The organism is Maribacter algae (genome assembly GCF_047345745.1).
Classification (GTDB): domain Bacteria; phylum Bacteroidota; class Bacteroidia; order Flavobacteriales; family Flavobacteriaceae; genus Maribacter.
On sequence record NZ_JBLFES010000002.1, the window covers coordinates 335,241 to 360,719 of the forward strand.

Annotated in this window: 26 protein-coding genes; 7 read left to right on the top strand and 19 right to left on the bottom strand. The window is 39.1% G+C overall.

Going from position 1 to position 25,479, the window contains the following annotated elements; genetic code table 11:
* Nucleotide 1: 1 nt before the first annotated feature.
* The 5 genes from ACKWBX_RS08610 (at nt 2) to cls (ending at nt 8,875) form a co-directional block, all read left to right on the top strand.
* Entirely contained in the window at nt 2-2,230 is a 2,229-nt protein-coding gene (locus ACKWBX_RS08610) for a protein-disulfide reductase DsbD family protein (RefSeq protein ID WP_413968265.1), read from the top strand.
* Nucleotides 2,227-5,031, top strand: a complete 2,805-nt coding sequence (locus ACKWBX_RS08615) for a M16 family metallopeptidase (protein ID WP_413968266.1) — start codon at nt 2,227-2,229, stop codon at nt 5,029-5,031. Before ACKWBX_RS08610 ends, ACKWBX_RS08615 begins: the two co-directional genes overlap by 4 nt.
* 21 nt (nt 5,032-5,052) lie before the next feature.
* Nucleotides 5,053-6,210 (top strand): redoxin domain-containing protein, encoded by a 1,158-nt coding sequence (locus ACKWBX_RS08620; protein ID WP_413968267.1) that lies wholly within the window; start codon nt 5,053-5,055, stop codon nt 6,208-6,210.
* A 517-nt stretch (nt 6,211-6,727) separates the two neighbouring features.
* Nucleotides 6,728-7,450 (top strand): energy transducer TonB, encoded by a 723-nt coding sequence (locus ACKWBX_RS08625; RefSeq protein ID WP_413968268.1) that lies wholly within the window; start codon nt 6,728-6,730, stop codon nt 7,448-7,450.
* Between the two features lie 21 nt (nt 7,451-7,471).
* Nucleotides 7,472-8,875 (top strand): cardiolipin synthase, encoded by a 1,404-nt coding sequence (cls, locus tag ACKWBX_RS08630; RefSeq protein WP_413968269.1) that lies wholly within the window; start codon nt 7,472-7,474, stop codon nt 8,873-8,875.
* Here the strand turns inward: cls and ACKWBX_RS08635 are convergent.
* The 11 genes from ACKWBX_RS08635 to ACKWBX_RS08685 form a co-directional block, all read right to left on the bottom strand.
* Nucleotides 8,870-9,877 (bottom strand): 2-hydroxyacid dehydrogenase, encoded by a 1,008-nt coding sequence (locus ACKWBX_RS08635; RefSeq protein ID WP_413968270.1) that lies wholly within the window; start codon nt 9,875-9,877, stop codon nt 8,870-8,872. The two genes, cls and ACKWBX_RS08635, sit on opposite strands and share 6 nt — an antisense overlap.
* Nucleotides 9,858-10,520 (bottom strand): hypothetical protein, encoded by a 663-nt coding sequence (locus ACKWBX_RS08640; protein ID WP_413968271.1) that lies wholly within the window; start codon nt 10,518-10,520, stop codon nt 9,858-9,860. Before ACKWBX_RS08640 ends, ACKWBX_RS08635 begins: the two co-directional genes overlap by 20 nt.
* Before the next feature lie 3 nt (nt 10,521-10,523).
* The gene (locus tag ACKWBX_RS08645; protein ID WP_413968272.1) at nt 10,524-10,982 is read right to left on the bottom strand and encodes a hypothetical protein; all 459 of its coding nucleotides are present in this window, start codon (nt 10,980-10,982) and stop codon (nt 10,524-10,526) included.
* A gap of 71 nt (nt 10,983-11,053) precedes the next feature.
* A complete protein-coding gene (locus ACKWBX_RS08650) occupies nt 11,054-11,494 on the bottom strand; it encodes an Hsp20/alpha crystallin family protein (protein ID WP_413968273.1) in 441 nt (146 codons plus the stop codon).
* 105 nt (nt 11,495-11,599) lie between these two features.
* Nucleotides 11,600-12,022, bottom strand: a complete 423-nt coding sequence (locus tag ACKWBX_RS08655; RefSeq protein ID WP_413968274.1) for a hypothetical protein — start codon at nt 12,020-12,022, stop codon at nt 11,600-11,602.
* 248 nt (nt 12,023-12,270) lie between these two features.
* Nucleotides 12,271-13,179, bottom strand: a complete 909-nt coding sequence (locus ACKWBX_RS08660; RefSeq protein ID WP_413968275.1) for a mechanosensitive ion channel family protein — start codon at nt 13,177-13,179, stop codon at nt 12,271-12,273.
* Complete coding sequence (locus ACKWBX_RS08665; protein WP_413968276.1) at nt 13,180-13,593, bottom strand: hypothetical protein; 414 nt, start codon at nt 13,591-13,593, stop codon at nt 13,180-13,182. It lies immediately after the preceding gene.
* A 30-nt stretch (nt 13,594-13,623) separates the two neighbouring features.
* Nucleotides 13,624-14,469: a universal stress protein gene (locus ACKWBX_RS08670; protein WP_413968277.1), complete on the bottom strand. Its 846-nt coding sequence runs from the start codon at nt 14,467-14,469 to the stop codon at nt 13,624-13,626.
* Between the two features lie 62 nt (nt 14,470-14,531).
* Nucleotides 14,532-15,380, bottom strand: a complete 849-nt coding sequence (locus ACKWBX_RS08675; protein ID WP_413968278.1) for a universal stress protein — start codon at nt 15,378-15,380, stop codon at nt 14,532-14,534.
* An 8-nt stretch (nt 15,381-15,388) separates the two neighbouring features.
* Complete coding sequence (locus ACKWBX_RS08680; protein WP_413968279.1) at nt 15,389-16,231, bottom strand: universal stress protein; 843 nt, start codon at nt 16,229-16,231, stop codon at nt 15,389-15,391.
* Nucleotides 16,232-16,435: 204 nt separating this feature from the next.
* Entirely contained in the window at nt 16,436-17,416 is a 981-nt protein-coding gene (locus ACKWBX_RS08685) for an ROK family protein (protein WP_413968280.1), read from the bottom strand.
* 112 nt (nt 17,417-17,528) lie between these two features.
* On the opposite strand from ACKWBX_RS08685, the gene ACKWBX_RS08690 reads away from it, so the two are divergent.
* A complete protein-coding gene (locus ACKWBX_RS08690; protein ID WP_413968281.1) occupies nt 17,529-17,783 on the top strand; it encodes a hypothetical protein in 255 nt (84 codons plus the stop codon).
* An 18-nt stretch (nt 17,784-17,801) separates the two neighbouring features.
* Here the strand turns inward: ACKWBX_RS08690 and ACKWBX_RS08695 are convergent, their stop codons facing one another.
* The 6 genes from ACKWBX_RS08695 to ACKWBX_RS08720 form a co-directional block, all read right to left on the bottom strand.
* Complete coding sequence (locus ACKWBX_RS08695; protein WP_413968282.1) at nt 17,802-18,653, bottom strand: universal stress protein; 852 nt, start codon at nt 18,651-18,653, stop codon at nt 17,802-17,804.
* A gap of 12 nt (nt 18,654-18,665) precedes the next feature.
* Entirely contained in the window at nt 18,666-19,508 is an 843-nt protein-coding gene (locus ACKWBX_RS08700; RefSeq protein ID WP_413968283.1) for a universal stress protein, read from the bottom strand.
* 41 nt (nt 19,509-19,549) lie between these two features.
* The gene (locus ACKWBX_RS08705; protein ID WP_413968284.1) at nt 19,550-20,395 is read right to left on the bottom strand and encodes a universal stress protein; all 846 of its coding nucleotides are present in this window, start codon (nt 20,393-20,395) and stop codon (nt 19,550-19,552) included.
* An 86-nt stretch (nt 20,396-20,481) separates the two neighbouring features.
* The gene (locus ACKWBX_RS08710; RefSeq protein ID WP_413968285.1) at nt 20,482-21,333 is read right to left on the bottom strand and encodes a universal stress protein; all 852 of its coding nucleotides are present in this window, start codon (nt 21,331-21,333) and stop codon (nt 20,482-20,484) included.
* Between the two features lie 94 nt (nt 21,334-21,427).
* Nucleotides 21,428-22,480 (bottom strand): response regulator, encoded by a 1,053-nt coding sequence (locus tag ACKWBX_RS08715; RefSeq protein ID WP_413968286.1) that lies wholly within the window; start codon nt 22,478-22,480, stop codon nt 21,428-21,430.
* 11 nt (nt 22,481-22,491) lie between these two features.
* Entirely contained in the window at nt 22,492-23,997 is a 1,506-nt protein-coding gene (locus ACKWBX_RS08720; RefSeq protein ID WP_413968287.1) for a sensor histidine kinase, read from the bottom strand.
* Between the two features lie 86 nt (nt 23,998-24,083).
* Between ACKWBX_RS08720 and ACKWBX_RS08725 the strand changes: the two genes are divergently transcribed.
* Nucleotides 24,084-24,497: a hypothetical protein gene (locus ACKWBX_RS08725; RefSeq protein WP_413968288.1), complete on the top strand. Its 414-nt coding sequence runs from the start codon at nt 24,084-24,086 to the stop codon at nt 24,495-24,497.
* Nucleotides 24,498-24,517: 20 nt separating this feature from the next.
* Here ACKWBX_RS08725 and hpf read toward each other — a convergent pair whose 3' ends face one another.
* Together hpf and ACKWBX_RS08735 are read right to left on the bottom strand one after the other, a co-directional pair.
* Nucleotides 24,518-24,817: a ribosome hibernation-promoting factor, HPF/YfiA family gene (gene hpf, locus ACKWBX_RS08730; RefSeq protein WP_413968289.1), complete on the bottom strand. Its 300-nt coding sequence runs from the start codon at nt 24,815-24,817 to the stop codon at nt 24,518-24,520.
* A gap of 1 nt (nt 24,818) precedes the next feature.
* Entirely contained in the window at nt 24,819-25,208 is a 390-nt protein-coding gene (locus tag ACKWBX_RS08735; RefSeq protein ID WP_413968290.1) for a DUF302 domain-containing protein, read from the bottom strand.
* Nucleotides 25,209-25,479 lie beyond the last annotated feature (271 nt).

Sequence of the window (25,479 nt, forward strand, 5' to 3'; positions counted from 1 at the left end):
TATGCGGATTTTAAAAACATACCTGTCATTGTTCTTACTGCTTTTGGTAACCAAAATCGGTGTGGGGCAAATCGTAAAACCCGTTTCTTGGAAAACGAACGTGGAACAAATTTCCGCCACCGAGTTCGACTTGGTTGCCTCGGCGAAAATCAAACCAAAATGGCATTTGTACGCCCAACAGGTACCGGAAGACGGTCCCTTGCCTACGGCTTTCACATTTGTCGAAAGTGGCGACTACGAATTGGTCGGTACGGTCGTAGAAGGCGAAGGCAAGACGGTCTTTGATAAGGTTTTTGATATGCAGATAAAATTCTTTGAGGGCAACGCCGTCTTCAAGCAGCGAATCAAAACCAAAAGCAAAACAGCGTTCGAAGTTGCGGGCGAGGTAGAATTTATGGCCTGTGACGATAGTCGCTGTTTACCACCAAAGTATGTGGACTTGATCTTTAAAATATTTCCGAAGGAGGTTTCATCCGAAGAAAAAGCAGATGTAGCACCAAAAGAGCAGGCATCCGCTAAATCGGAACAACCCACAACAACCGAAAGGGTTCCGAAAAAGGAAGTCGTAAAGGGTGTAACAGCGGAGGACATAACATCCAAAGAAAATACAACGAAAGAAAGCATATCCGAAGAACAAAACGAATTTCAGGTAGCAAATGCGTCGGACAGCTTGGTCGAAACCGATAGTACCGAGACAGTTACGGAAACTAGTGCGGATACCCTATTTACTGAAGATAGTTCGGCAGTGCAAGAAAATATTCCACTTTCGGAAACACCGAACAAGGGACTTTGGAGCATCTTTTTTATCGCCTTCCTATCCGGTTTTGCGGCCCTGTTGACGCCCTGTGTTTTTCCCATGATTCCGTTGACTGTCAGTTTTTTTACCAAACAAAGCAAGACCAAAGCGAAAGGAATCAAAAATGCCGTGCTATACGGACTTTCCATTGTAGTCATTTACGTTCTGCTCGGCACTGCAGTTACCGCCATCTTTGGTGCCGATTCGCTAAACGCGCTGGCCACCAATGTCTGGTTCAATCTCTTGTTCTTTCTGATTTTGGTCGTTTTTGCCATCTCGTTTTTAGGGGCTTTCGAGATTACCTTGCCCAGTGCTTGGGCTAACAAAATCGATTCAAAAGCAAATAGAGGGGGACTCATGGGCATCTTTTTTATGGCACTGGCCTTGGCCATCGTTTCTTTTTCCTGTACGGGCCCCATTGTGGGAACCTTGTTGGTAGAGGCAGCCTCAAAAGGAGGTATCGCGCCTATCGTGGGCATGCTGGGTTTTTCATTGGCCATTGCGCTGCCTTTCGCCCTGTTCGCGGCCTTTCCCGGCTGGTTGAATTCCTTGCCGAAATCTGGCGGGTGGCTCAATACCGTAAAGGTCGTACTCGGATTTTTAGAACTTGCCCTGGCCTTTAAATTTTTATCGCAGGCCGATTTGGTAATGCAATGGCACCTTTTGGAACGCGAAGTGTTCTTGGCAATATGGATAGCCATCTTTGCAGTTTTGACCCTATATCTCTTTGGAAAAATACGCCTTGCGCACGACGCGGCGGCTACCCATATTTCTGTAGGACGATTGCTCCTCGGGCTATTGACCCTCACTTTTACGATTTATATGATTCCCGGACTTTGGGGCGCCCCCCTTAATCTGATCAGCGCCTTCCCGCCACCGCTGGAGTATAGCGAATCGCCTTATGGAGTGGGCAATGCAAAGTCTGGTGCAGTAGGTTCGGTAACCGCTGAAGTCCTCCCCGAAGGGGCACACCTGTTGCCCCCGCACGACATCTTGGCCTTCAACGATTACGAAAAGGGCATGGCCTACGCCCAGAAAACGAACAAGCCCGTCATGCTCGATTTCACGGGATGGGCCTGCGTCAACTGCCGTAAGATGGAGCAGCAAGTATGGCCGAAAGAGATCATCCTTTCCAAACTAAAAAACGAGGTCGTATTGATATCCCTCTATGTCGATGATAAAAGACCCTTGCCACCCGGCGGGGAAATCGAATCAAAACTACGTCCCGGAAAAAAATTGCGGTATATCGGTCAAAAATGGAGCGAGTTCCAGACCCTTAAGTACAAAACCAACACCCAGCCCTTTTACGTATTGGAAGACCATAACGGAAAGCCGCTGAACGCCCCTGTGGCCTACACACCCAATAGCGAAACCTACGATGAGTGGCTATCGGAAGGCATACAACGATTTAAGAACAGTAAAAACAAGAAATGACCATAAAAAAAATAGCCTTCCTGGCAAGCTGCCTTTTGTTTAGTTTGTTGCTCAAAGCACAGATTACGACTACCATTCCGTTACCAGAAAAGGTTCGCCACGGAAAACTCGAAAACGGCATGACCTATTTTATCATGCACAATGAAGAGCCCAAAAACCGAGTGAGTTTTTATTTTGCGCAGCGCGTAGGTGCTATATTGGAGGAGGATGATGAAGACGGACTGGCCCATTTCTTGGAGCACATGGCCTTTAACGGGTCTGAAAACTTCCCTGGCAGAAGTGTGGATCAGTATTTGGAATCAAAAGGATTAATCTTCGGGCGCGATTTCAACGCATACACCGATGTTGACGAAACCCTTTACAATATTGACAACGTGCCCGTAAAGGATGCCGAGCTCATCGATAAAAGTCTGTTGATTCTGCACGATTGGTCAGGTTCTTTAAGCCTTATCGGAAAGGATATAGACGAAGAACGCGGGGTCATCGAAGAAGAATGGCGCAGTTCAAGAAATGCGCAAATGCGGATGTACGAAAAAACCATGCCCGTAATGTTCGCCGGTTCAAAATATGCGGAACGCGATATCATCGGCGATCAAAAATTCATACAGACTTTTGATCACGAATCGCTACGTAACTATTATAAAAAATGGTACAGACCCGATTTACAGGCGGTTATTGTCGTTGGCGATATCGATGTCGACCAGATGGAAGAGAAAATCAAAAAGCAGTTCTCGAAAATTCTTTTGGTTGAAAATGCTATAGAAAGACCCTATTACGACATCCCGGATAATAAAGAAATCGGATATGTACTCGCTACGGATAAAGATGCGGCTACGATACAAGTAAATTGGTTATTTAAAAGGGATAGCGAAAAAGTTAAGAACGAGGCCTATTTACGCACTTCACTCGTTGAGCGCCTTTTTGGTACGATGATGGCCAATCGGTACACCGAAATTATCCAAGATCCAGAATCTTCGGCCATTGCCATTGCTGCGGATGTTACCGACCTGGCACTTTCCACCAAAATTCAGTACATCGGCATCAGCCCAAAACCAGATAAAGTTAACGAGGCGATAAAAACGGCCTACACGGAAATAGAAAGAGTGCGCCAACACGGCTTTTTACCCAGTGAATTCGAAAGGGCGAAGTCCGAATTACTTGCAGAAAAGGAACTGGCCGTAGAAGAGGAAAAAAGAAAGGAAAACGGCGATTGGAGCTACGATATCGCCCGTTATTATTTTGATGCTTCGCCCTTGATTCCTGCTTCTGAGGATTTGAAACTGCATCAAAAACTGGTCAGCGAAATCGATTTAAAAGAGGTAGAGGACTTAACGGAGCGTTACAATGAAATTTCGAATAGCATCGTTACGATAAACGGGCCCCAAGATGACGATATCAAATATCCGACAAAGGAGGAGTTTACCACCTTGATCGATGAGGTCAAAAAGCGAAAAATAGCCGCTTATGAGGATGTTATCAGCGATCGCCCCCTTATCAGCGAAGAACTGACGGAAAAACCCATCAAAAAAACCTTTACGCTCGACAAGATCGAAGATGCCAAAGGTTTCGAACTTGCCAACGGGGCCAAAGTCATTATGATGCCCTCAAAGAAAAAAAGCAATAATGTCGTTTTACAGGCGATGAGCTTTGGCGGACTTTCAAAACTACGTACCAAGAACCTAAAATCCGCCTACTTTATCGACCAGTTGATGGCAATATCGGGTCTCGGCGATTTTAACAGGGTCGCGCTAGAAAAGAAAACCGCGGGAAAGACTGCGGAAGTCTATATGAGCCTGAACGATTATACCGAGATGGTCGAAGGCAAATCGTCGTTCAAAGATCTTGAGTTGATGTTACAATTGGTCTATTTACATTTTGAGCGGCCTAATTTCGACAAAGCCCTTTTCAACGCCCAGAAACCAGTGCTGCGGGATTATGTGGAGCGATTGCGGAAAAATGAGGATATGATTTTCTACGATTCGATAAACAAGAAAACCTTCGACAACCACCCAAGAGTACAGCCTTTGGTCGCTGAGGATGTAGACCTTTTGGATACCAAGGTTTTGGAGCAGATCTACAAACAGCGCTTTTCAGATGCCGACGATTTCGTTTTCGTAATAACAGGAAATTTCGACCACAACAAAGTACTACCCCTTTTACAGAAATATATTGGCAATATCAAGTCCCTTCCGACTACCGAACTATGGGCGGATAACAATATGCGTCCGAAGCAGGGAGAAAGTGCTGCAAAATTCTCGAAGGCTATGGAAAATCCGCAGTCGAGCATATTTTACAGTAAGACTTTCACGGCACCTTATTCCCTTGAAAACAGGTTGATGGCAAAGATTTTGCAAGCCGTTCTCGACACCCGATATGTCGATACGGTTCGGGAAGAGCAGGGCGGCAGTTACGGCGTTTCGGTCACTGCCGATATGGAAAGAATACCCGAAGAGCGTTTGAGTATCGACATACAGTTTAATTGTAATCCGGCAAAAAGCGACGAACTGCTACAGGTCGTAAAAAATGAATTGGAAAATTTGGTGTCAAAAGGTCCGAAACCCGAATACGTGGAAAAGGCCAAAAAGAACCTAATTAACGACAGGGAAGTGCAAGTAAATGACGATGACTTTTGGCGGCAGCAGATTTTTGATGTCCTTCTATATGAAGACCGCTATGTATCTTTAGAAGAATTTAAAAAAGCGGTAAATAATATTTCGGCAAAAAAATTGCATCGCTTTGTAAAAGAGGCTTTTCCGGAAGCAAGTAGCATTGAAGTAGTAATGAATCCTAAAATTAAATAAATATCAATAAACATGAATAATATGAAAAAAGTAGCTTTTATACTGTTGGCCCTGTTGCTAAATCTGAACACGATTTATGCCCAAGAAGAACTGGTCATCGACCAAAACACGGAGTTTCGCGATGAGGCCGGTAATAAAGTTTCGTTTTCCGATGCAATGGAAAAATATGATTCCGGCGATTGGATGTTAGACCCCATAGACGACGATAACGGAAAATTTTTATATGTCGAGCTAAGAAAAGCGACCGAAGAGGAAAAAGCAATGCTCGCCGAAGGAGGATTTGATGATGACTCAGGCAACGAATTCATTGGTAAGGCCAGTCCGAAATTCAGTTTTACTGATTCCAATGGAAAAGCGATCAGTTCTGAAAACACGATAGGCAAAGTAGTGGTGCTCAACTTTTGGTTCGCCACCTGCAAGCCCTGTATCGATGAAGTTCCGGAGCTTAACGAGGTATATTCAAAATATAAAGACAACCCCGAAGTGGTCTTTGCCGCCATTACCTTTGAGAAAAAGGATAAGATCGATCCCTTCATCAAAAAGTACGGATTTCAATATCCCACCGTGGCCGAGGCCGAAAAGGTATGCAATGATTTTGGGGTGGAAGGCTATCCGACCAATATCGTCATCGACAAATCGGGAACCGTTTTCGACTACACCAGTGGCGGGTTCGCAGCGATTGGCAAGCAAATAGAAAGCTCCATAAAAAAGGCTTTGACCGGCCAAAAGGCCAACAGCGGTTTTGATCTTGAAGGGCAACTGCTGACCAATGGCTACGCAAAAATCCCCTTAAAAAAGTTGATTTCCGGTCACTTGAGTTTCGAGGGTAAAATCAACGGAATCGATGGTCGTTTTATCTTGGATACCGGAGCAGGGGCCACGGTCATCGAAGCGAAAAATCAGAAAAAGTTTAATATGAAATCCGAAGGCGCAGGCGAATCGGCCAGCGGCGCCGGTGGTGGTGATCTGGAACTGCGCACCTCGTCAAGCAATTCCTTTGAAATCGCAGATACTGCCTTGGAAGATCAAACCCTGTATTTGATGGATTTAGATCACGTGAATGTAGCCTTCGCCGATTATGGTATCGAAGCCGTAGACGGGGTATTGGGCGCCGATATTCTCGAAGGTAAAAGTGCCGTCATCGATTATGAGAGTATGGCATTATACCTTAAAAAATAGATTCCAACATTTAGAATCATCAATATTGTCATGATGTTGTACAGTATGGGCAAAAAAAGATAGTTTTTTTGATTCAAAAAAAACAGCAGTATATTTTAACTTAAAAATCATGAAAAGATAATACAAGGAAATAATGCATTTAGCTTTAAAGCAGAACGCCAAGATTGCATCCTCGATACTTGCTTTTAACAATATGTATTTTAGATATGAAAAATTGAGTTAGATTGAACAGATTATCGAATCTTAAATTGCTGCTTTTTGAGAACTTATGTAATAAGATATCATTTATACTGTTTTGGTATACTTTTTAGTTTTAAAGGTACGAAAGTGTTGAAACGCCTTGCAATTAGGCATACACTACCAATTATAATCTTTCTCCAATTTAAATAGTATTGGATTTCGTGCAAATGTTCTTAAAGTATAACTTCTATAAAGAGGCATAACACCTTAAACCTGACCAATATCATAGTTTAACGGGACTTTGCTGACTAATTTGTGTACTCTAAATATCTAGATTATGCAACCAAAAAAGAATCCCAAAGCCGATTTAAATAGAGATAGCGGTCTTTTCTTTGTAATCGGACTAACGATAGTCCTCTTCGTAACTTGGAGGGCATTAGAATACAAGAGTTATGATACAACCCTCGAAGAAACGGTAATTGCTCATATTGAAGTGCCGGATTTAGAGGAAGCACCTATAACTGAACGACTAACTGCCCCTCCGCCACCGCCACCAGCAGCAGCTACCGTGATCGAGGTCGTAGAGGATACCGATGAGATTGAGGAAACTGTCATACTGAGTACGGAAACAGACCAAGAGGCTGAAATAGAAGCACCTGTAATTGAAGTTTCCGATATTATTGTAGAGGAGTACGAAGAAGAGGTCACGGTGCCTTTTGCAGTGATTGAAGATATTCCAGTTTTTCCAGGTTGCGAAAAGGGTTCCAATGAAGAAAAACGCGCTTGTTTTCAAGCTAAGATTCAAGAGCACATCAAAAAAAACTTTAACTATCCACCAATCGCTTTGGAAATGGGGATTCAGGGGAAAGTGTATGTCCAGTTCATGATAGATACCAAAGGTAGGATTGCTAATATCAGAACAAGAGGACCTGATAAACTTCTTGAAAAAGAAGCGCAACGCATTATAGCTTTGTTACCGCAGATGACTCCGGGAAGACAGCGAGGTAGGGCTGTTAAGGTTCCATATAGTATTCCTGTCAATTTTAAATTGATGATGTAACCAAAGTCCAAAACTCCTAATGTGTGGGTAGCAATCCTTATTATCCTTTATATTCTTCTGTCCTTATCCATTGTATTGAGCATTTTGCTGCATGGTGCCAGGCCAACTAAAAATTTGGCTTGGCTCTTGGCCATATTTACGATACCTGTAGGTGGAATGTTGTTGTATCTTTTATTGGGTAGAAATAGAAGAAAAAATAAATTAATAGCACTTAAGAAGTGGATTTTTCCTTCCAATGATTCGGCAAATATTCAAACGGAATGTGTGGTTACGGAGTATCCAAGATTGACTCACCTTATTTATAAAAACTCTGGGTTTCCCCCTACATCCTTCAATAATCTGGTCTTTTTAAAGGGGGGCAAAGATACTTTTGAATCTATATTCGAAGCACTGAATAAGGCCCAATATCAAATACATATCCAGTACTATATTTTTGAAGAGGGTGTCTTGGCTGAGCAATTATTGTTGTTGTTTCAGAGAAAAATAGCTCAAGGAGTCCAGATAAGAATGATTTATGATGGGGTCGGTAGTTTTTCTTTGAGTAAATCATATCTTAAAAGATTATTGGCCATTGGTGTAGTGGTGTATCCGTTTCTACCTTTTAAACTAGGCCGTTTTTTTCGTTCCCTAAACTATAGAAATCATCGTAAAATTATAGTAATTGATAGTATGGTCGCATTTACTGGGGGAATTAATGTTTCGGATAAATATCTAAAGGGAGACCCTGATTTGGGAAATTGGCATGACGCGCACTTGAAAATTGAAGGAACTGCAGCAAGACATTTAGATTATGTTTTTGCTACGGATTGGTGTCTAGTAAGCAAAAAAACAATAAAACCGCTTGCTTTGCCCAAAACATTAAGCTCTTACGGTTACAATACGCGCGTACAGATTGCCCATGGTGGGCCGGACGATGATTTTCCAGTCTTGGAACAAGTATATTTTACCATTATAAATGAGGCCAAAAATTACCTATATATTACTAATCCGTACATCATTCCAGGTCCGACTATCCTTCAGGCGTTACAGACCGCAGCCATTAGTGGGGTAGATGTAAGGTTGATGATTTCCGAAAAAACGGACAGCAGAATTGTGGGATGGTGTGTGCAATCCTATTTTGAATCACTTCTTAAATCTGGCGTTAGGATATATTTATTTCCTGATGGTTTTTTGCATAGCAAGATTATGGTCAGTGATGATGCTATTGCCACTATTGGAACCGCCAATCTGGATAACAGGAGTTTTGAACAGAATTATGAGGTCAATGCCCTTATTTACGATGCCCCTTTTGCAGAGTTTCTCAGGGATGATTTTTTAAAGGATTGCAATATTAGTAGGCTATTGTCCTATCAAGAACATTTGGATAGGCCATGGGGACATAAATTAAAGGAGGGTTTTGGTAAAGTCTTCAGTCCTGTCTTATAGAATTAATGTTTCATAGCCCAACTCATTTTTGCATGTTTTGCCCTCTTCAAATTCATTTAAATTTTGAATGGTTATTTGAGCAATGTTTTCCAGAGCCTCTTCTGTTACAAATGCTTGGTGCGGTGTTAGCAAAACGTTGGGAAAGGACAACAACTTTTTAAGCTGCCCGTCTTTTATTCCTATACCTGAATTGTCTTTAAAGAAAATCCCTTTTTCTTTTTCGTACACATCTGCACCATAGGCCCCGATCCGTTTTTCTTCCAGCGCTTGCAATAATGCCTTATGCTCAACGATAGCTCCCCTAGAAGTATTGATAAGAATGGTATTTTTCTTCATCCATCCCAGCCGTTTTTTGTTGATAAGTTGGTGGTTCTCATAAGATAAGGGAATGTGCAACGTGATAATATCCGATTTCCTGCAGACCGCTTCCAAACTGGCATATGTTACATTGGAGAGCTCTACCAAATTTATATTTGGTTCAAGGTCGCATGCAAGGATTTTACAACCAAAACCGTTCATTATTTTAACCATCACAGCACCAATATTACCAGTTCCTATAATTCCGACCGTTTTCCCATAGAGGTTTTGCCCCATTAAGTCATCCAAAAGAAAATTGTATTGGTGTACCTGCCTGTCCGCCAAAATCAATTTCCTGTTTAAAGCCAAAAGAAGCCCTACCGCATGTTCTGCTATGGCATGGGATGAATAATTGGGCGCATTGGCCACCTTTAGCCCCAATGCATAAGCGGGCTTGATATGAATATTGTTGAATCCTGTTGACCGGATTACGATGAACCTTACCCCAAAATCCCATAATTTTTCCAAAACGATGCCACTGGCATCATCCCCGGAAAAAATAGAGATTGCCTTATATCCTAAAGCCTGAAAGGCCGTTTCGCTATCCAAGGCATCTTTAGTATAGGTGATGGAATGTCTATCATCATTGGCTTTCCGAATAAACGGGATTTCGAACTTTTTGGCACTATAAACCAGTAATTTCATTCTTCTCGGTATTGTGAAAAATCAAGTCTTGCTCTTCCATGGCCAGTACGATAAGTTTTATATAATCGTTGACCGTTTTTTCGAAATTTTTCGGATCCATGATATCAATTCCGGCCCTCCAAATGGTTTGGCGTTCCTTCCCGACACAAATGCAATACAATGCCGTTTCTGCGTGAAACACGGTGAAGGTTTCATAATAGTCGTCTTCATAATAAATGCCCTGATGCTGTATGTAATCATCTCTGAACATCCCATAATTCTTTTCAAGCTCGGATATTCTTCTACGGAGGGTTTTTCTATCTTCCGAACCAATAATTTTTGTAAACAGAATAGCATCAAAATCCTTGTCCAATAATTGTTGCTCTACTTCTGAAAGCTCTTTTTCCGATTGTTTGGATGAGGTAAATTGAACATCAAAAAGATCAAGACTTCTAACAGCTTCAACGTTACGTTTTTCAAACTCCCTTTTAAGTTTGCTCTCAAAAGCGTCCCTAACTTCCTCATTTTCGGTCATCCCGACCACAAGTACTTTATACGCGTGGAACAAAACGGTGTCGGGATCTTTCCAATTGCTGACCAATTGGATGGATGAGCATCCTGAAAAAAAGAACAACACCAATAGGAAGAGAATATGTTTATGCATCATCTAAAGTTTAGCAGTAAGTTTATATTCAGGATTACCAATTGCCATCCTTTTACTGTCTTTTAATAAGTCCGTTAAAGTCAAGAAGCCTTCTTGCTTTATTCTTTTAAAGTCCAATACGTGGTTCTCAACATTGTTGAATAACTCTTTGTGTTTCTTTCTATATGCTTTTTCCATATCTAGTTGGTCTACCTTATCCGTTAGAAGCTCTAACCGGTTCATATGACTTTGTATCTTTTTTAAAAGCGACATCACAATTTGTTGGTTTTTTTGAATAGCGATTCTAAAGTCATCCAGTTTCTTAAATTTTTTCCTGTCCAATGATTTTGTGGCAAAAGAGGTAATAAGTTTGTCCAAGAACTTTTGCTCATCCCTAATAAAGGACAGTTCTGAAAACCATTCTTTGGAATGTTCGTGCATTTCTCCGGCGTCAAACCATTCCTTGTATCTATATAGGTTCATTCTTTCAGGATTATAATGTTGTTTTTAAATCGGCGAACGATCTAATTGGATCGTCCGCCGATTTCACGATCTTAAACCACTTCAATCTTTCTCTTTGATTTTTCTAGGGCATCCTCTTTTTTAAGAAGATGAAGTTTTAATATCCCATTTTTGTAGGTTGCTTTTACATCCTTGCTATCATCGACCGTTTTAGGAAGCTGCAATGACCTTCTGAAAGAACGATAATTAAATTCTTTCCGAGTATAATCATCGTCTTTTTCTTCTTCTTCCTCGCTTTTCTGGGCAGATACTTCAAGTACATCGTCCTTCATGGTAATTTCAAAGTCCTTTTTGTTGAATCCCGGTGATGCCAGTTCAATTTCAAAATCGTCTTCATGTTCCTTTACGTTCATGGCCGGCATTGATTTTTCAAGATTAAAAAAGTCATCATCAAAAAAAGAATCACGGTCAAAAAAATCACTCAAACTGTTATTGAATGGAAATCTATTCTTGTTAAATTTAATTAGTGACATAATGTAAAATTTTAGGGTTAATACTTTTTATACATCCTAAAAGTAAGTTGAAGCATAAGGATTTAAAATGACCAAAATCAGTTTCCAGCTGTTTTTTTAGGAATTTTATACGGGCCTTCGTTTTTTTAAAATAACACCTGCGTAATTGAATATTTCGGATTTAAGATTTCTAAATCCAGAAATATAATCTACCGTTTTAGCTTTAAGGACATCATGTTTCGTGTAATACTGTAAATCACAACTCTTATCGGTACACTCCATCATACCTCCTAAATTATTTTCATGTTTAGAAATAGCTTTCTGTAATTCTGTTTTTTGTTTTTTCATCTTTTTCAACCGATGTTGATAATCCTGTAAACGCTCAAAAAGGTTTGGTGTATTGGGCTGAAAAACATAGGAATTTAAAAGATGGTCAATAAACTTAATTTCGTCCTTTATAAAAGATAGGTTAGATTTCCAACTTTGTAGTTCAAAATGTAATTCTTCTATTTTTTTACTCTGAACCTCTGGTGAGTAAGCTTCTTTCATGATTTATTGGATTAGGGTTACGTGTCTATTTTTGAATAGATAATAGACCAAACGAAATATAGCTCCTAAGCGGAAAAATTAAAATGATATTTATCAGGTTTATGACCGATAAAAATCATGGGCAAGAATTTTTAATCTTATTGATGGAATCATCATTTACCCGATCATGATTCAAAAAAATGTAATTTTTCGATGGATAACTTTTACTGGCTCTCCAGTGGGCTTTAGAATTACGGTTGTATCCTTTTTTATGGAGATTGCTTTTTAAGTCTTACTTCAACTTCAGGAATTTTTAACAATTGTAGGGTGGTAGAAGCTAATTTTACGGCATTCATGGTCTGCGCCACGGCCAATTCAATACTTTCATAAAGTTGATGTTTAGTGGCACGTCTCTTTTTGTAATCCGTAATATATCTTAAGTTTAACCCTATCCAATTGTCCGTTAGTTCAACTGCTATCGTGGGTTCTATGGTAGCATTTTCAACATAATAGCGTTGTACCATTTCTTCCCATTTTGCAAGTGAGTTCTTGGCGTATTCGGATAGTTGTTCATTGGCGGTCTTTAGGACTATATCTTTTGCCAGCTCTACGTTAGAATCATAAGTAATGAATATGTTGAGTTCGTCCCAAACAAAAGGGAAGTCCATGGAATAGTTTTTAATGGGGCCTTTAAAAACAAAAGCATTGCTTATTTTGACTATTCTGCCCGAATAATTGTCGCTGCTTACCCATTCGCCCATCTCCATAATGGTCGTGTAAATACTGTCAATATCGATAACATCTCCCTTTATACCATTAATTTCGATACGGTCGCCTGGCTTGTAGACCCTAACAAAAAAGATATAGAACGATCCGGCAACACTTAATATCAATTCTTGCAAGGTAAATGTAAGTCCGGCAGTAAAGAGGCCTATAATTATGGTATAGTCTTTTATATCATCTAAGGTAAATGAGACTACAATCAATAGGATAATTAAAATATATCCTATAATTTCTATGCCTTTCTGGGCTTTATAACGTATAGTAGCATTGTCTATGCGTTGTTTTAAAAGCTTTCTTAAAAAACCTATGATCAATAGAATAATTACCAACCAAATTAGGACAGAAAAAATTTTGAAGATTATAGGTCTGTTGAAAAAATCAAAGAGCTCCTGCATTCAATTTTTGTTTTTGAAAGCATCACGGACCATCGCTTTGACTTGATTATTGGTCATACTATCCGCTTTCACCACTTTTTTTATTTTGGCCGCTAATTGTGGATATGATCGTTCCAATTCTTTTCTTAATTTTTCATTTGTTTGAGCTGGTCCGAAGAGTACCAATGCCTCTGCATCCATTACCTTTTCGGCAATGGTGTAAAAAAACTTTTTAAGCTGAAGTTTTTCGCGCTCCAAATATTTACTATCCTGAACTACATCTTGGGGACCTCCTTTAAATTTTGTGCCCGAGCCTCCCTTAGGATTAAAAAATTCCAGATTTGACGGAACAGTTTCAAAATATTCCTTGTCTTCTTTCAAAGTTATAATATGGGCTTTTTCCTTATCGAGCCATATGCCTATTTTTTTCTTCATCTTGTAATTTTTGAACGTAAAAATGACTGTTTAGGAGTTGTCTTTTAACACTAAAATTGGAATTTCACTATCATAACCAATTTCTTTTAACAGCGGATTGGACAGGATACTGCTGAAAAAACGGTGTTTTCTATTGAGAAAAGCGATCATATCACTACCACGGCTTTGAATGAACGTTTCTATTCCCTGCGCCACTTTTACTTTTGTAAGCGTGTGAAAACTATGCGCTATTCCTTCCATCATTTCTTCAAGCAATGCCTTGTTATTTTCCTGTCCCGTGCTTAGTTCGGTCTGCTCAATGTGGAGTACCCTAATATTGGAGCCGTGTAATCGGGCAATTTCAAACATATAGTTTAATTCCTTTCTTCGGAACACGGTTTTGTAATCCGTTGGGAATACGATTTCCTTTGGAGCGGAAAAACTAAAACCGGCAGGTACCGCAATAACGGGAGACTGGGTAACCTTTTCCATGATACCAACGGTATTCGTTCCCAGAATGGCATTAGAGGAATCCGTTATGCCTTTAGTTCCCATTATGATGATATCAATATCCTTCGCCTTCAAAACTTCCTCTACGGCAACCAGGAGTGAGTTGAAAGTACAAACGGTATGAAAGGTGTGTTTTTCGTTTTCGGGGTGTAAACGCAATACTTCCATTAAGCGTTCCATTCCTTTTTGAGATTCTCTTTTTGCGGTTTCGTAGAACTTTTCTCCCGGTTCCGCTACCATTAAACTGTCCAAGGAATAGCCCGAGGCTTGGAAGGCATTCAGAAAATAAAAATCGCAGGTTACATTTTTGTAAAGGCTTAGCGCATATCTAATGGCATTGAGTGCGTTTTTTGAATAATCCGTAGGTAATAATACTCTTTTGTTCATGATTTTATTTTAGGTGATGTCCTAAAAGTATTATCCCTCGTCATGTTATGAAATGATAATTGTCATTCTTGGGCAGGTAGTATCAATAAAGGTATCTCCGTATAGAAACTAAGGTCGAGTACAACGGGTTCCCTAAAGAGGAGATCTAGGAAATAATGTGGATAATAGTACATGACAAGAAGATTTATACCAATATCCTTGGCGAATTTGGCAACCGTTTTTGCTTTTGATTTTTTGAATGGAACAGTATGAAACTTTAAGCAGATATCCTCAAAAAATTTTTCCAGGGCTAATTTGTTTTTTTCTTGGGACGTATTAATACCATCATCCTTGGAAACGTGAAGAATATGCAGTGCGGAATCATGGCGTTTCGCAATAGATTTTACTATTTTCAAGGTTTCATTGTGCAAAGTGTGTTTAAAGCTGGTAATGTAGCCCATCTGTGAAATTGCACTGTAATTCATTTGCTTGGGAATGCATAATAACGGGCATCTAGGATTATTTTTGACCATTTGAATGGTATTGCCGCCAAAGAAAATATCCATTGCTCCCGTTCTTCCTTTTGTGCCCATTACAATAAGGTCTATCGTCTTTTTGCCTAAATACTCTTTTACAGCATTCTCTAACGTATCATTTTTGGGAACTGTTACAAATTCATGAAGTGGATTCTTGTCCGTATCCGCCATAATCTTATGGTAAGTTTCCCTAAGACACTCTGCGGTCCGATTACTTAGAAATTCTTGAAGCCCCTTTGTTGTTGCGCTGGTCCTGTATTCCTCCTTAAAATGTGATTGCCGGTCGTAAGCATGCAAAATATGAAATGTACATTTTTGATCTTGGTACAGTTGCGTTGCATAAAATAGTGCGTTGTACGCATCGTATGAAAAATCGGTCGGGACTAAAACATTCATTATGATCATTATTTAAAGTGTGGAATTACCATGAATGGGATTTTAATATGAAAACCTATTTTTTTGATGATAGGTTCAATGAACAAACGTTCAACAAATGTGTGCTTGTTCTGTACCATGACCAGTAAGTTCATTTTGTGTTTTAATTGAAAATTATTAATGGCCTGTATCACTTCTTGATTGGGCAAATTATGGAACAAATGGGCCGTATCCTTTAAGACTTCATCCAACTTTGCCTTATTTTCCAGCTGTTTTTCAGATAGGTCGTATCCATAGGAAACATGTAAGACCTCGATGCTGGAAATATGTTTTTTTGCAATTTTCAGTAGTAGTTCCAAAGGTTCCTTTTTAAATGCTACCTCATAATCCGTAGGGAAAAGAATCTCTTTGGGTACTTCATACTTAAAATTGGGAGGTATTGCAATGACAGGACATTTTGCCTTTTTAATGACATGTACCGTATTGGTTCCAAATAAAATTTCTTGAGCGCCCGTAGCTCCTTTGGTACCCATGACAATAACATCTATATTTTCTTTTTCTACTTTTTCTGTAACCTCGCCTACCAGTGTATTTAAGCAGGCAAAAGCCGTAAAAGTATGTTTGCTGTTTTTGTACTGCGTCTCCAAACGGGTTTGCAGTTTTTCTAAGTCTTTGACTGCATTTTCCCGATTCACATCGCCTAGACCAATTTGACCTGGACTACCTATCAAGTATTCGGAGTGGTAGATCGGGGGCATATAGGTATGCAATAAGTAAAACGTACAATCAAAGTCCTTAAAAGTGAGCAAAGCATATGTAATGGCCTCAAACGAATGTTCGGAAAAGTCAGTTGGAAGTAGTATACGTAACATGGCTTTTATTTTAAGTGAATACCCAAAACTACTTTTAAGGGGAATGACAAACCATGATATTGGTCAGTTTTAGGGAGTATTAAAGCTTGTATATATTGTAAAATCGATGTAGATACAGATTGAATTTACGGTAAACAAATACAACATGCTTTCGAAAATCATGTATTGACAAACAGAACTGCTCGAACAATAAAACTTGGGTATTCAAGGGTTATCCTTAGTTAAGATGTTTTCCCAGGCCAATGCAGCCGGTCCCAAAACTGCTTCAGTGCGGGTTGATTTTGATAGTAAAACTTTTACTTTCCCCTTGTATGCATTGAAAAGTGCACTTTCCATGTAATTTTTCAGGGGTTTCAGAAAAAGATCGCCAGCTTGGCTTAAACCGCCCGTTAAGATAAAAGCTTCAGGTTCTAAATGTGCCACCGTATCCGCCATTTTGCCTCCCAGAATTTTAGCCGTTCTTTTGAAAGCCTCCAGGGCTATTCCGTCTTTTTGATGAGCTGCTTCCGATATGTCTTTTCCAGTGAGGTCTTTAAAGCTATATGAACGTAAAATGGATGCCGAATTGCTATTGGACAGTAATTCAAAAACAGTACGTTTCATTCCGGTAACGGACACATAGGTCTCCAGGCAGCCTTTGAGTCCACAGTTACATTGCCTACCCTCGGGAAATACATTTACATGCCCCAATTCACCTGCCATACCATATTGACCATAAATTAATTTTCCCTCGTTGATAATGCCACTACCTAGACCAGTACCCAAAGTAAGTACCACAATATTTTGCATTCCTTTGCCCACACCAAATCGTAACGCTCCCAAAGCGGCCGCGTTGGCATCATTGGTCATATAAACGGGGTAGTTCAACATCTCTTGAACTACTTTTTTAAGGGGAATGGTTTGTCCCCAGTTAAAATTTGGGGGATTTTCCATTGTCCCTGTTTTATAATTTGCATTTGGCGCTCCTATACCAATAGCACTTACGATATTTTCGCTATTGATATTTGAAATAAGGCGAAATATCTCTGTATGAAATAGTTCTTTGAATATTTCGAAGGGTTCATTGGCACCGGTCTTGAATATACGGCTAGCTATGATTTGACCTTTGGGGTCAACAAGTCCCAACTTTGTAAATGTTCCGCCAATATCTATGGCAAGTACAATTTTGTTCAAATTAACACCCATACGGATTTCCTTTATGGTCAAAACAAAATTGGGGAAGTTTTTTAGTTGTAGAACTGACCAATATCATTTCATGGGGGAAATAGAACTATTATTTTTAAAAAAAGCAACGACAATGAAAACCTTGGCGACCTTAAAAAATTTTACTTCTATAGAGGGCAAGGACAGGATTGTCAGGAACCTGAACCGTATTTTGGATATTGTTGTTTTAGATGTCAATGCAAAGAACGGCACAATTACTTTTTTGTATTCCAGTAAGTTAGCTTTGGAAAAGGCTAAAAAAGAATTGAGCTGTATCGGTTTTCCCATACAGCATATGAAATTTCAATCTACAAAAAAAGACCAGGCTAAAATAAAGAGTGCATTATAGTAAAGTTTTGGTATTTCACTATTCCGGTAGATGCATTACCAATAAAGGAACTTTTGTTTTAAAGGCCATGTTTTTTACAACTGGTTCATGCGTTAACTTTTCAATGAAGCTGTGCCAGTAATCAATGATGGCTACCATTCCAATATTTTCATTTTGCACGATTATCCTTTCAATTTCCTTAGAGACCTTATCCCTTTTTTCAATTTCCATGATTTCAAACGGTACTTGACGTAATCTTTTTGCGATTACCTTCTTGGCTGTTTCTTTAGGATTTTTTTGATTATCCGTATCCAAGAGATGTAGCACCAGAATTTTGGAGTCCCAAAGTTTTGATAGCACCAGCATGGGATGCAGTTCATATTTATCATAGACATGTTCAAAGCCAGTGGCAAAAAGAATTTCATTCGGAACATTTATATTGTAATCTGCGGGCACGGCAACAATAGGGCAGAAATCTATTTTTCGAATGACCCTAACCGTATTACTGCCCATGAATACACTTTTGAGCCCACTTGCGCCCTGTGTTCCCATAAAAATATAATAGATATTATAATCCAGAACTGACTTACCTATTGCGTTCAGCAAAGAATCTGCAACGGAGATGGTCTTAAAAATATGTTTCGGATTATCGTTTTCCTTCCTCAAGGCCGTAAGCACTTCTGCCAAACCTTTTTCCGATGCTGCTCTGGTAATTTTGAACAATCTCGTCTCGCGAACCTTGTTCCGTTTGCTTTCCAGGTTGGAAGCTCCAGTTTGAAAAGCGTTTATAATATAGAACGTACATTCTTCTTTTTCAAATAGGTAGATAGCATATCGCAAAGCATTATAAGCATTTTCCGAAAAATCCGTAGGTACTAATATTTTTAACATAGTCGTATTTTTTTATTCTGGTAATAGGAAAAGTGGAACCTCTGTATGAAATCCTATTTTTTTTACAACAGGTTCTTCTATCAATCTTTCCAAAAAAGTGTGTTGGTAGTGCACCATGCATATCATATCCGCTAATTTTTCCTCTGTGAATTTGGTTATCGCATTGGCCACAGTAGTATGGATAGGTACCTTGTAAAACGAATGTCTAATAGACCCTAATCGCTGTTTTATGATTTTTTTGTTCGATAATTGTTTTTCCGAAAGCTTGAATTCTTGGGCTACATGAAAAATTAGTACTTGTGACCGCCAAGCTTCTGCAAGGGAAACCAAAGGATTTAACTGTCCTTTTGAATAAAAATTAACATATTCCGTTGGGAACACGATTTTTCGTAACGCTTGAAAATTGAATTTTCGTGGAACAATTAAAATAGGACAACTCCAAATCTTTTTAAGCACTTTTACGGTATTACTTCCTAAAAACACCTGCCTGTTTCCGGTAGCACCTTTGGTTCCCATAACAATCAAATCCAAATCGTATTTTGGAACTAACTCGCTCACTGTAGAGGCCAAATCCCCGCGTTTGGCAAGGGTAGAGAATTTATGTGGGGAATTGTCACAAACCTTAGCGATCATTTGTAAGGTTTCTTCCAATTTATTTGTTACGTCCTTACGCATGGCATCATATACCATTCCCGTTCTAACCGTATTTTGGCGATTGGAAATGTTACGGTTGTCAGGCTCGTAGGCATGTAACAGTATAAAATGGCATGACCTGTTTTGCTCTAATTTTAATGCCGTAAAAATAGCATTTAGTGCATAGTCCGAGAAGTCAGTGGGTATCAGTATTTGTTTCATCAGTGTGTCGTTATGTATTTCTAAGTATTGACAATTTTTTATTATCTAGGTAAGTTTTGCATCACTAGAAATGGAATTTCAGTGGTCAATCCAATTTCATCAATGGTGGAACGGTATAACAAATCTTCCAAAAAGGAGTGTCTGGAGTTGACCATTACCAGAAAATCAATATTTTTCAACCTTATATATTCTTCTATGGCCTCTTTCTTGTTTTTTGTGGTCACGCGGTCAAAAGTGAGATAAGCGTTTGGCAAATGATCCTTTAAAAAACGTTGATTGTCCAATTGCCTATGCCTTAAATCCTCAAAATCCGAAATGTACAAGCAGTAAATTTCAGATTTATATTCACCGCATATACCATTCAATAATTTTAGTTCCCGACGTTTGTACGGAAGCATATAATCTGTTGGGAACAGTATTTTTTTAGGCTGATGAAACCCGGCCTCATGCGGAATTGCCAACACGGGGCATTGTACATACTTGAATACTTGCACGGTATGGCTACCAAAAGTTATTTTTTTATCATTGGTTTTTCCTTTGGTACCCATAATGACCAGATCAATATTGATTTCGTTCACAAAATCGTTTACGGAATCCACCAAAGAATCAAAGGAGTCTACACATTCATAAGTATGTTTTGGATTTGGAGGTACACCGGTTATCTGTTCTAACAACTTGTCCAACTTTATTTTGGTCTCTTTTTTTATCCTTTTCTTTTCTGCATCAATGTCAATTTTCGTATTCGACTTAAAAGGGCCGTAAACTTCGTCCGCGTAGGCATGGAGAAAATAAAATTGGGCCCGTTCACATTTAAAGAGGTTTATTGCATAGCGTATGGCATGCATGGCATTGTCCGAGAAGTCAGTAGGTATTAATATCGTTCGCATGGGTTCTATTTTGTTCAAAAATAGAATCGATACATATGGTAAACTATGATATTGGTCAGTTGCAACACTGTAATTCCCCTCTCTTTTTACTCATGAATGACAAAAAACGGGACCGTGGTGTGAAAGCTAACTTTCTCTACGAGCGAGTCAAAAAGGATTTGTTGTAAAAAGTTTAAATTTTTGGCGACCATGATAATAAGATCAATATCCCTGCTCTCCACAAAACATTGTATAGCGGCGTTAACGCTTTTATTTGTGATGGTATGAAAGCTGTTATTCTTTGGGAAGGTTTCGCTGAGGTAATCAAAAAGATATTCTTGATTCTTTTCTTGCACCTCGGTCAAATGTTTGTCCTTTTTAGAAACGTTCATCACGCGAATATTACCACCTCCAAGATTTAATATTTCGCTCATGGCCACCAAGATTTTATGGGAATAAAAAATATTGTAATCTGTTGGGAACGCCACCTCTTTGGCATCTGAAAATCGTACGCCCTTGGGAATGATCAACGTGTTACATTTCACCTTGGTCAATACATCGCCCGTATTGCTCCCTATGATTCTTTTTCGGAGGCCCGTAGCACCTTTTGTACCCATGACAATGAGTTCTATTTTCTTCTCCGTTATATTCTTTTTAATGGTTTCCAGAAAAAAGCCATGCTGATGAATACCAAAATAGTGGTGCTTTGTATTTGAAAACTTTGATTCTATTTTCTGTAAAAGTTCATTTAATTGTTTTTTGGAGGGAATAATAAGCTTTTCTGTTTCTACCTCTTCATCGCCCTCAATAAATACCGGGCTTACCGGATAATTTATGAAATCGCTTACATGTAGGAGGTAAAAATTGCATTTGGTTTGTTTGAAGAGTTGTTGGGCGTATTTTAGAGCGTTCCAAGCGTTCTTCGAAAAGTCGGTCGGGATTAGTATATTCTTCGTCATAATAAAACACTATCGGTACAAATGTAAAAGCCCGGATAGGTTTAAAATATGATATTTATCATTCAGAGAGTTGGTTTGCAGGGGTTATGATAGGTTAATTAACGTGTTGTAGGGCGTCTAATTTTAAAATTCTGATGTTTCTACCTTCAATTGCTATCAACCCCTCTTTTTTAAAACTGGAGAGCGTTCTAATAAAGCTTTCCGTAGCTATACCGGCTACACTGGCCAGATCACTTCTGGAAATACGAATGGGCTCTTCCCTTTTTTTGTTCAATATTTCCGAGAACTGGAGAAGGGTCTGCGCCGTCTTTTTTCTAACTGAGCTGTATGCCATCTGCAAGAGTTGCTCTTTAATATCCGTTATGTTCTTGGTCAATAGCTCCATCAATTCCAAAGAAATATTTTGATTCTCGTTTAGAATGTTTTTCAGCTCTGATTTGGATATCCCCGCTACTTCAGTAGCTTCGACCGCGGTAGCTGTTTCTTGATGAGGAATATTTTCCATGAAAGAAGTAAAGCCCAAAAAGTCATCGGCACGATAAAGTCCCGTAATCAGTTCTTTGCCATCTTCGTCCATTTTGTAACATTTGACCACTCCCTTGAGCAATAAATAAATGGAATTTGAGCGTACGCCTTCGTGAAAAATCTGCTCGTCTTTTTCAAAATATTCAATTTTACCGTTGTCATCAAAAAAATTCTTCAGCTCATGGAGCGTGCGCATTTGTTTTTCCGAAGTTTCAAAATGTACAGGTTGGCCAGAATTTGATTTGGAAAGTAGCTGGGCCTTGGCCAATCTACTTTCCAATGCGCTTAGCAGTTCTTGTTCTTCAAAAGGTTTGGTCAGATAATCATCTGCCCCCAAATCCATTCCTTTTCTGATTTCCGAACGTTCTGTTTTGGCCGATAGAAAAATGAAAGGAATATGCCTTGTATTCTCCGTCATGGACAGTTCTTGTAGCACACCGTAACCATCTAATTCCGGCATCATGATATCACATACAATGATGTCCGGTATACATTCAATTGCACGTTCAACACCCATTTTCCCATGGGCCGCCTTGACTACACGATACCCGGAAAGCTCCAATATTTCAGCGGTATTTTCCCGTAAGGAAAAATCATCTTCTATAAGGAGTACCTTTTTCATTGTTTTGCCTTTCATGAGTTAAGGGGGACTTTTATCCTAAATTCCGTACCCATATTTTCTTTACTGGTGAATGTGATGTCTCCACCTAAATTTTCCAAATGACGTTTCGCTATGTTCAAGCCAATACCGGTACCCTGGCTCAACAGTGCATTACCGGCCCTGTAATACCGTTCGAATATGAATTTTTGTTCCTCCGCCGGAATTCCAATACCTTCATCAATAATACTCAAAGTAAGACATTCCTTGTTTTTACTTACTTGAATATCAATTTTGGTGTTTTCGGGAGAATATTTAATGGCATTGTGTACAAGATTGGAGAGGGCCAACTCCAGTATTTTTTCATCAAAATATAGTGTGATTTCATCAATATCCTGAGGATAGGATATTTGCTGTCCCTCTTTTAAAAGCATATTGGAATCATAGACCACTTCATTAATTACTTTACTTAACGGGAAGGTAGTATGCTTATAATTTATTTTGCCGGACTCCAACCTTTCTACGGAGAGAAAATCATTGAGTATATTATCCAAATACTTTACCTTATTCTTAATAGTATTCAAATGCTTGTCCCTATTTTCTTGCTGTTCCGTTCGGGTATATTTGGATAAAAGGGTAGTGGAGGTCAAAATGCTGCTCAATGGTGTTTTAAACTCATGTGAAACCAAGGAGAGAAATTTTGTTTTCAGTTCTCCAAGTTCTTTTTCCGCAGCGAGGGCCTCTTCTAATTGTTCCGTACGTTCGGCTACGGTTTTTTCTAGATTTTCGGTATAGGCCTTACGTTCCGTAATGTCCAGGATTATGGCTACAAAAACTTTTCTATTGCCAATGTTCGAGAGTTGTAAGTGCACTTCTACGGGGTAGAAAGAACCATTTTTTCGCTGGTGCATGGTTTCAAAATCTAGTTTTGGTTTCTTTCCTTGGGCAAGCGGAGCTACTAATTTTCTAAGTGTAGTTTCCTTAAAATCAGGTTTGATGTCCATAGGGGTCATCTCCCGTAATTCTTCCAGGTTGTACCCAATATTAAGTTGGGCACCGTGGTTTACGTTGATGAACTTGAACGTGGTAGCATCGAACACATAGATTTCGTTTAAGGATTCGTTAAAGATTTGGAACCAATGGCTTACTTCTTCTTCTGCCTTTTTTCGCTCGGTAATATCGGTCATCAAGGCCATGATATACCTATTACCGTATAGCTGAAATGGATTTAAGCCAACTTCTACCGGAAATTGACCGCCGTTCTTTTTTGCTCCGCTAAGGTTACGGCCACGGCCCATTTGCCGTTTTTGACTACCTACTAAAAAGCTTTCAAAATGCCCTGTATGTGATGTGTGGTGCTGTTTTGGAATAAGACTGTGCAAAGGTAAGCCCACCATTTCCTCATCTTGATACCCGAACATTTTATTGGCAGATCCATTGGCTGCTACGATTATTTGTTTCGCATTAACAACAATAATGCCCTCAGAAACCGCTTCTGAAAGTAGTTTAAAGATATTGCTGTTTTTTTCGAAAACTTTCATATGATTAAAGATAAGCTATTAACTGATTTTCGTCATTGTTAGAATCAGATCCTCCACATAATTTGGCTGTATAAAAATTAGAAATAATGAAAGCATCTTACTCAAATGCCATAAGGAACGTATTTTATCAAAAGATAGGCTATCTGTTTTTTGCCGTTGCCGCGGCGGACGGTTCCGTTCATACCAAAGAAGTTGATAAGCTAAAAACGATTGTTCGCGAAAAGTGGTTGCCATTGGATGGGATTGAGGACGAATACGGTACGGATGCTGCTTTTCAGATTGAAACTGTTTTTGACTGGCTTTTGGAAAATGAAAAAACCGGCTCCGAGTCGTTTATGATATTTGCTAATTTTTATGAGGAACATAAGGCCATTTTTACGGATAAAATCAAAAAACTGATTATGGAAACCTCGGGGAGCATTGCTAGTTCTTTTTCTGGAAAAAATAAATCCGAACTGATGATGCTCGGGAAACTACAATTGCTTTTTTATCCAAAATAAGGCACATAGTTAATTCAAAATCAATGACTTGTTAGCTTCTGCTTTCTTTTGTTCAATTGGTGTTCCAATTCTTTGATCGTAGCAACTACCGCTTTTTCAAAATTAGAGGACTTTGCAGTAGCGAATAATCTTGGTCCGGGAAGACTGAGTTGAATTTCGCAGATTTGGTTTTCTTCTAAGGAAGTGTTTTCCAATTTCAGAAATACTTCTGCCCTTAGGATCCAATTGAATTTTTTCTCAAGTTTTTCTAATTTTTTAGCGATGATTTTGCTCAAGGAACCACTTATTGGCATGTGCAGGTATTGTATGTTTATTGTCATATTATAAAGAATTGATTACTTTTTCCAGTTTATGGCCCACATCCTCGGCTACATGTAATATTTTCATGTTAATGACGGATTGCATAGAGGCCATTGGATTGATTGCGGCAACTTCTACCGTGTTCGCTTCTTTTTCTTGAACGATAACATTGCAGGGCAATAACGTTCCTATTTTGTCTTCTGCCTGTAGGGCTTTATAGGCAAATTCTGGACTACAGGCACCGAGAATCTTATAGTTGTGAAAATCTACATCCAATTTCTTCTTCATCGTAGATTTTATATCAATTTCAGTGATGATACCAAAGCCTTGTTCATGCAAAGCGGCAATTGTTTTTTCAATGGCCTCTTCAAAACCAATATCCTTTATTTTTTTCTCAAAATAATACTTCATTCCATTTTGTTTACTCGTTATAATAAAGAAACAGGTACACCTGTACTTAGGATACCTGTTTCCACTAAAGAGACCAAGTTTGTAGTACACCTAAAGAATCATCCCCACGATCCGTTAAAGGATAGTCGTACATGAGCTTGGCTCTTTTGATATATGGTGCTTTTGTAACGCAAGGCTTGTCAAAATTTGAGAGGGACTAAAATGTTCGGACATCCTAGTCCTTTGTGGTATAACCCGATTTAAATAGCCCCACTTGTAATCAGCTTATTTA

Excerpts from the sequence above, each read along its gene's own strand:
- ACKWBX_RS08610 (WP_413968265.1), top strand. The coding sequence starts at position 2 with ATGCGGATTTTAAAAACATACCTGTCATTGTTCTTACTGCTTTTGGTA.
- ACKWBX_RS08615 (WP_413968266.1), top strand. The coding sequence starts at position 2,227 with ATGACCATAAAAAAAATAGCCTTCCTGGCAAGCTGCCTTTTGTTTAGT.
- ACKWBX_RS08620 (WP_413968267.1), top strand. The coding sequence starts at position 5,053 with ATGAAAAAAGTAGCTTTTATACTGTTGGCCCTGTTGCTAAATCTGAAC.
- ACKWBX_RS08625 (WP_413968268.1), top strand. The coding sequence starts at position 6,728 with ATGCAACCAAAAAAGAATCCCAAAGCCGATTTAAATAGAGATAGCGGT.
- ACKWBX_RS08635 (WP_413968270.1), bottom strand. The coding sequence starts at position 9,877 with ATGAAATTACTGGTTTATAGTGCCAAAAAGTTCGAAATCCCGTTTATT.
- ACKWBX_RS08640 (WP_413968271.1), bottom strand. The coding sequence starts at position 10,520 with ATGCATAAACATATTCTCTTCCTATTGGTGTTGTTCTTTTTTTCAGGA.
- ACKWBX_RS08645 (WP_413968272.1), bottom strand. The coding sequence starts at position 10,982 with ATGAACCTATATAGATACAAGGAATGGTTTGACGCCGGAGAAATGCAC.
- ACKWBX_RS08650 (WP_413968273.1), bottom strand. The coding sequence starts at position 11,494 with ATGTCACTAATTAAATTTAACAAGAATAGATTTCCATTCAATAACAGT.
- ACKWBX_RS08655 (WP_413968274.1), bottom strand. The coding sequence starts at position 12,022 with ATGAAAGAAGCTTACTCACCAGAGGTTCAGAGTAAAAAAATAGAAGAA.
- ACKWBX_RS08660 (WP_413968275.1), bottom strand. The coding sequence starts at position 13,179 with ATGCAGGAGCTCTTTGATTTTTTCAACAGACCTATAATCTTCAAAATT.
- ACKWBX_RS08665 (WP_413968276.1), bottom strand. The coding sequence starts at position 13,593 with ATGAAGAAAAAAATAGGCATATGGCTCGATAAGGAAAAAGCCCATATT.
- ACKWBX_RS08670 (WP_413968277.1), bottom strand. The coding sequence starts at position 14,469 with ATGAACAAAAGAGTATTATTACCTACGGATTATTCAAAAAACGCACTC.
- ACKWBX_RS08675 (WP_413968278.1), bottom strand. The coding sequence starts at position 15,380 with ATGAATGTTTTAGTCCCGACCGATTTTTCATACGATGCGTACAACGCA.
- ACKWBX_RS08680 (WP_413968279.1), bottom strand. The coding sequence starts at position 16,231 with ATGTTACGTATACTACTTCCAACTGACTTTTCCGAACATTCGTTTGAG.
- ACKWBX_RS08685 (WP_413968280.1), bottom strand. The coding sequence starts at position 17,416 with ATGGGTGTTAATTTGAACAAAATTGTACTTGCCATAGATATTGGCGGA.
- ACKWBX_RS08690 (WP_413968281.1), top strand. The coding sequence starts at position 17,529 with ATGAAAACCTTGGCGACCTTAAAAAATTTTACTTCTATAGAGGGCAAG.
- ACKWBX_RS08695 (WP_413968282.1), bottom strand. The coding sequence starts at position 18,653 with ATGTTAAAAATATTAGTACCTACGGATTTTTCGGAAAATGCTTATAAT.
- ACKWBX_RS08700 (WP_413968283.1), bottom strand. The coding sequence starts at position 19,508 with ATGAAACAAATACTGATACCCACTGACTTCTCGGACTATGCACTAAAT.
- ACKWBX_RS08705 (WP_413968284.1), bottom strand. The coding sequence starts at position 20,395 with ATGCGAACGATATTAATACCTACTGACTTCTCGGACAATGCCATGCAT.
- ACKWBX_RS08710 (WP_413968285.1), bottom strand. The coding sequence starts at position 21,333 with ATGACGAAGAATATACTAATCCCGACCGACTTTTCGAAGAACGCTTGG.
- ACKWBX_RS08715 (WP_413968286.1), bottom strand. The coding sequence starts at position 22,480 with ATGAAAAAGGTACTCCTTATAGAAGATGATTTTTCCTTACGGGAAAAT.
- ACKWBX_RS08720 (WP_413968287.1), bottom strand. The coding sequence starts at position 23,997 with ATGAAAGTTTTCGAAAAAAACAGCAATATCTTTAAACTACTTTCAGAA.
- ACKWBX_RS08725 (WP_413968288.1), top strand. The coding sequence starts at position 24,084 with ATGAAAGCATCTTACTCAAATGCCATAAGGAACGTATTTTATCAAAAG.
- hpf (WP_413968289.1), bottom strand. The coding sequence starts at position 24,817 with ATGACAATAAACATACAATACCTGCACATGCCAATAAGTGGTTCCTTG.
- ACKWBX_RS08735 (WP_413968290.1), bottom strand. The coding sequence starts at position 25,208 with ATGAAGTATTATTTTGAGAAAAAAATAAAGGATATTGGTTTTGAAGAG.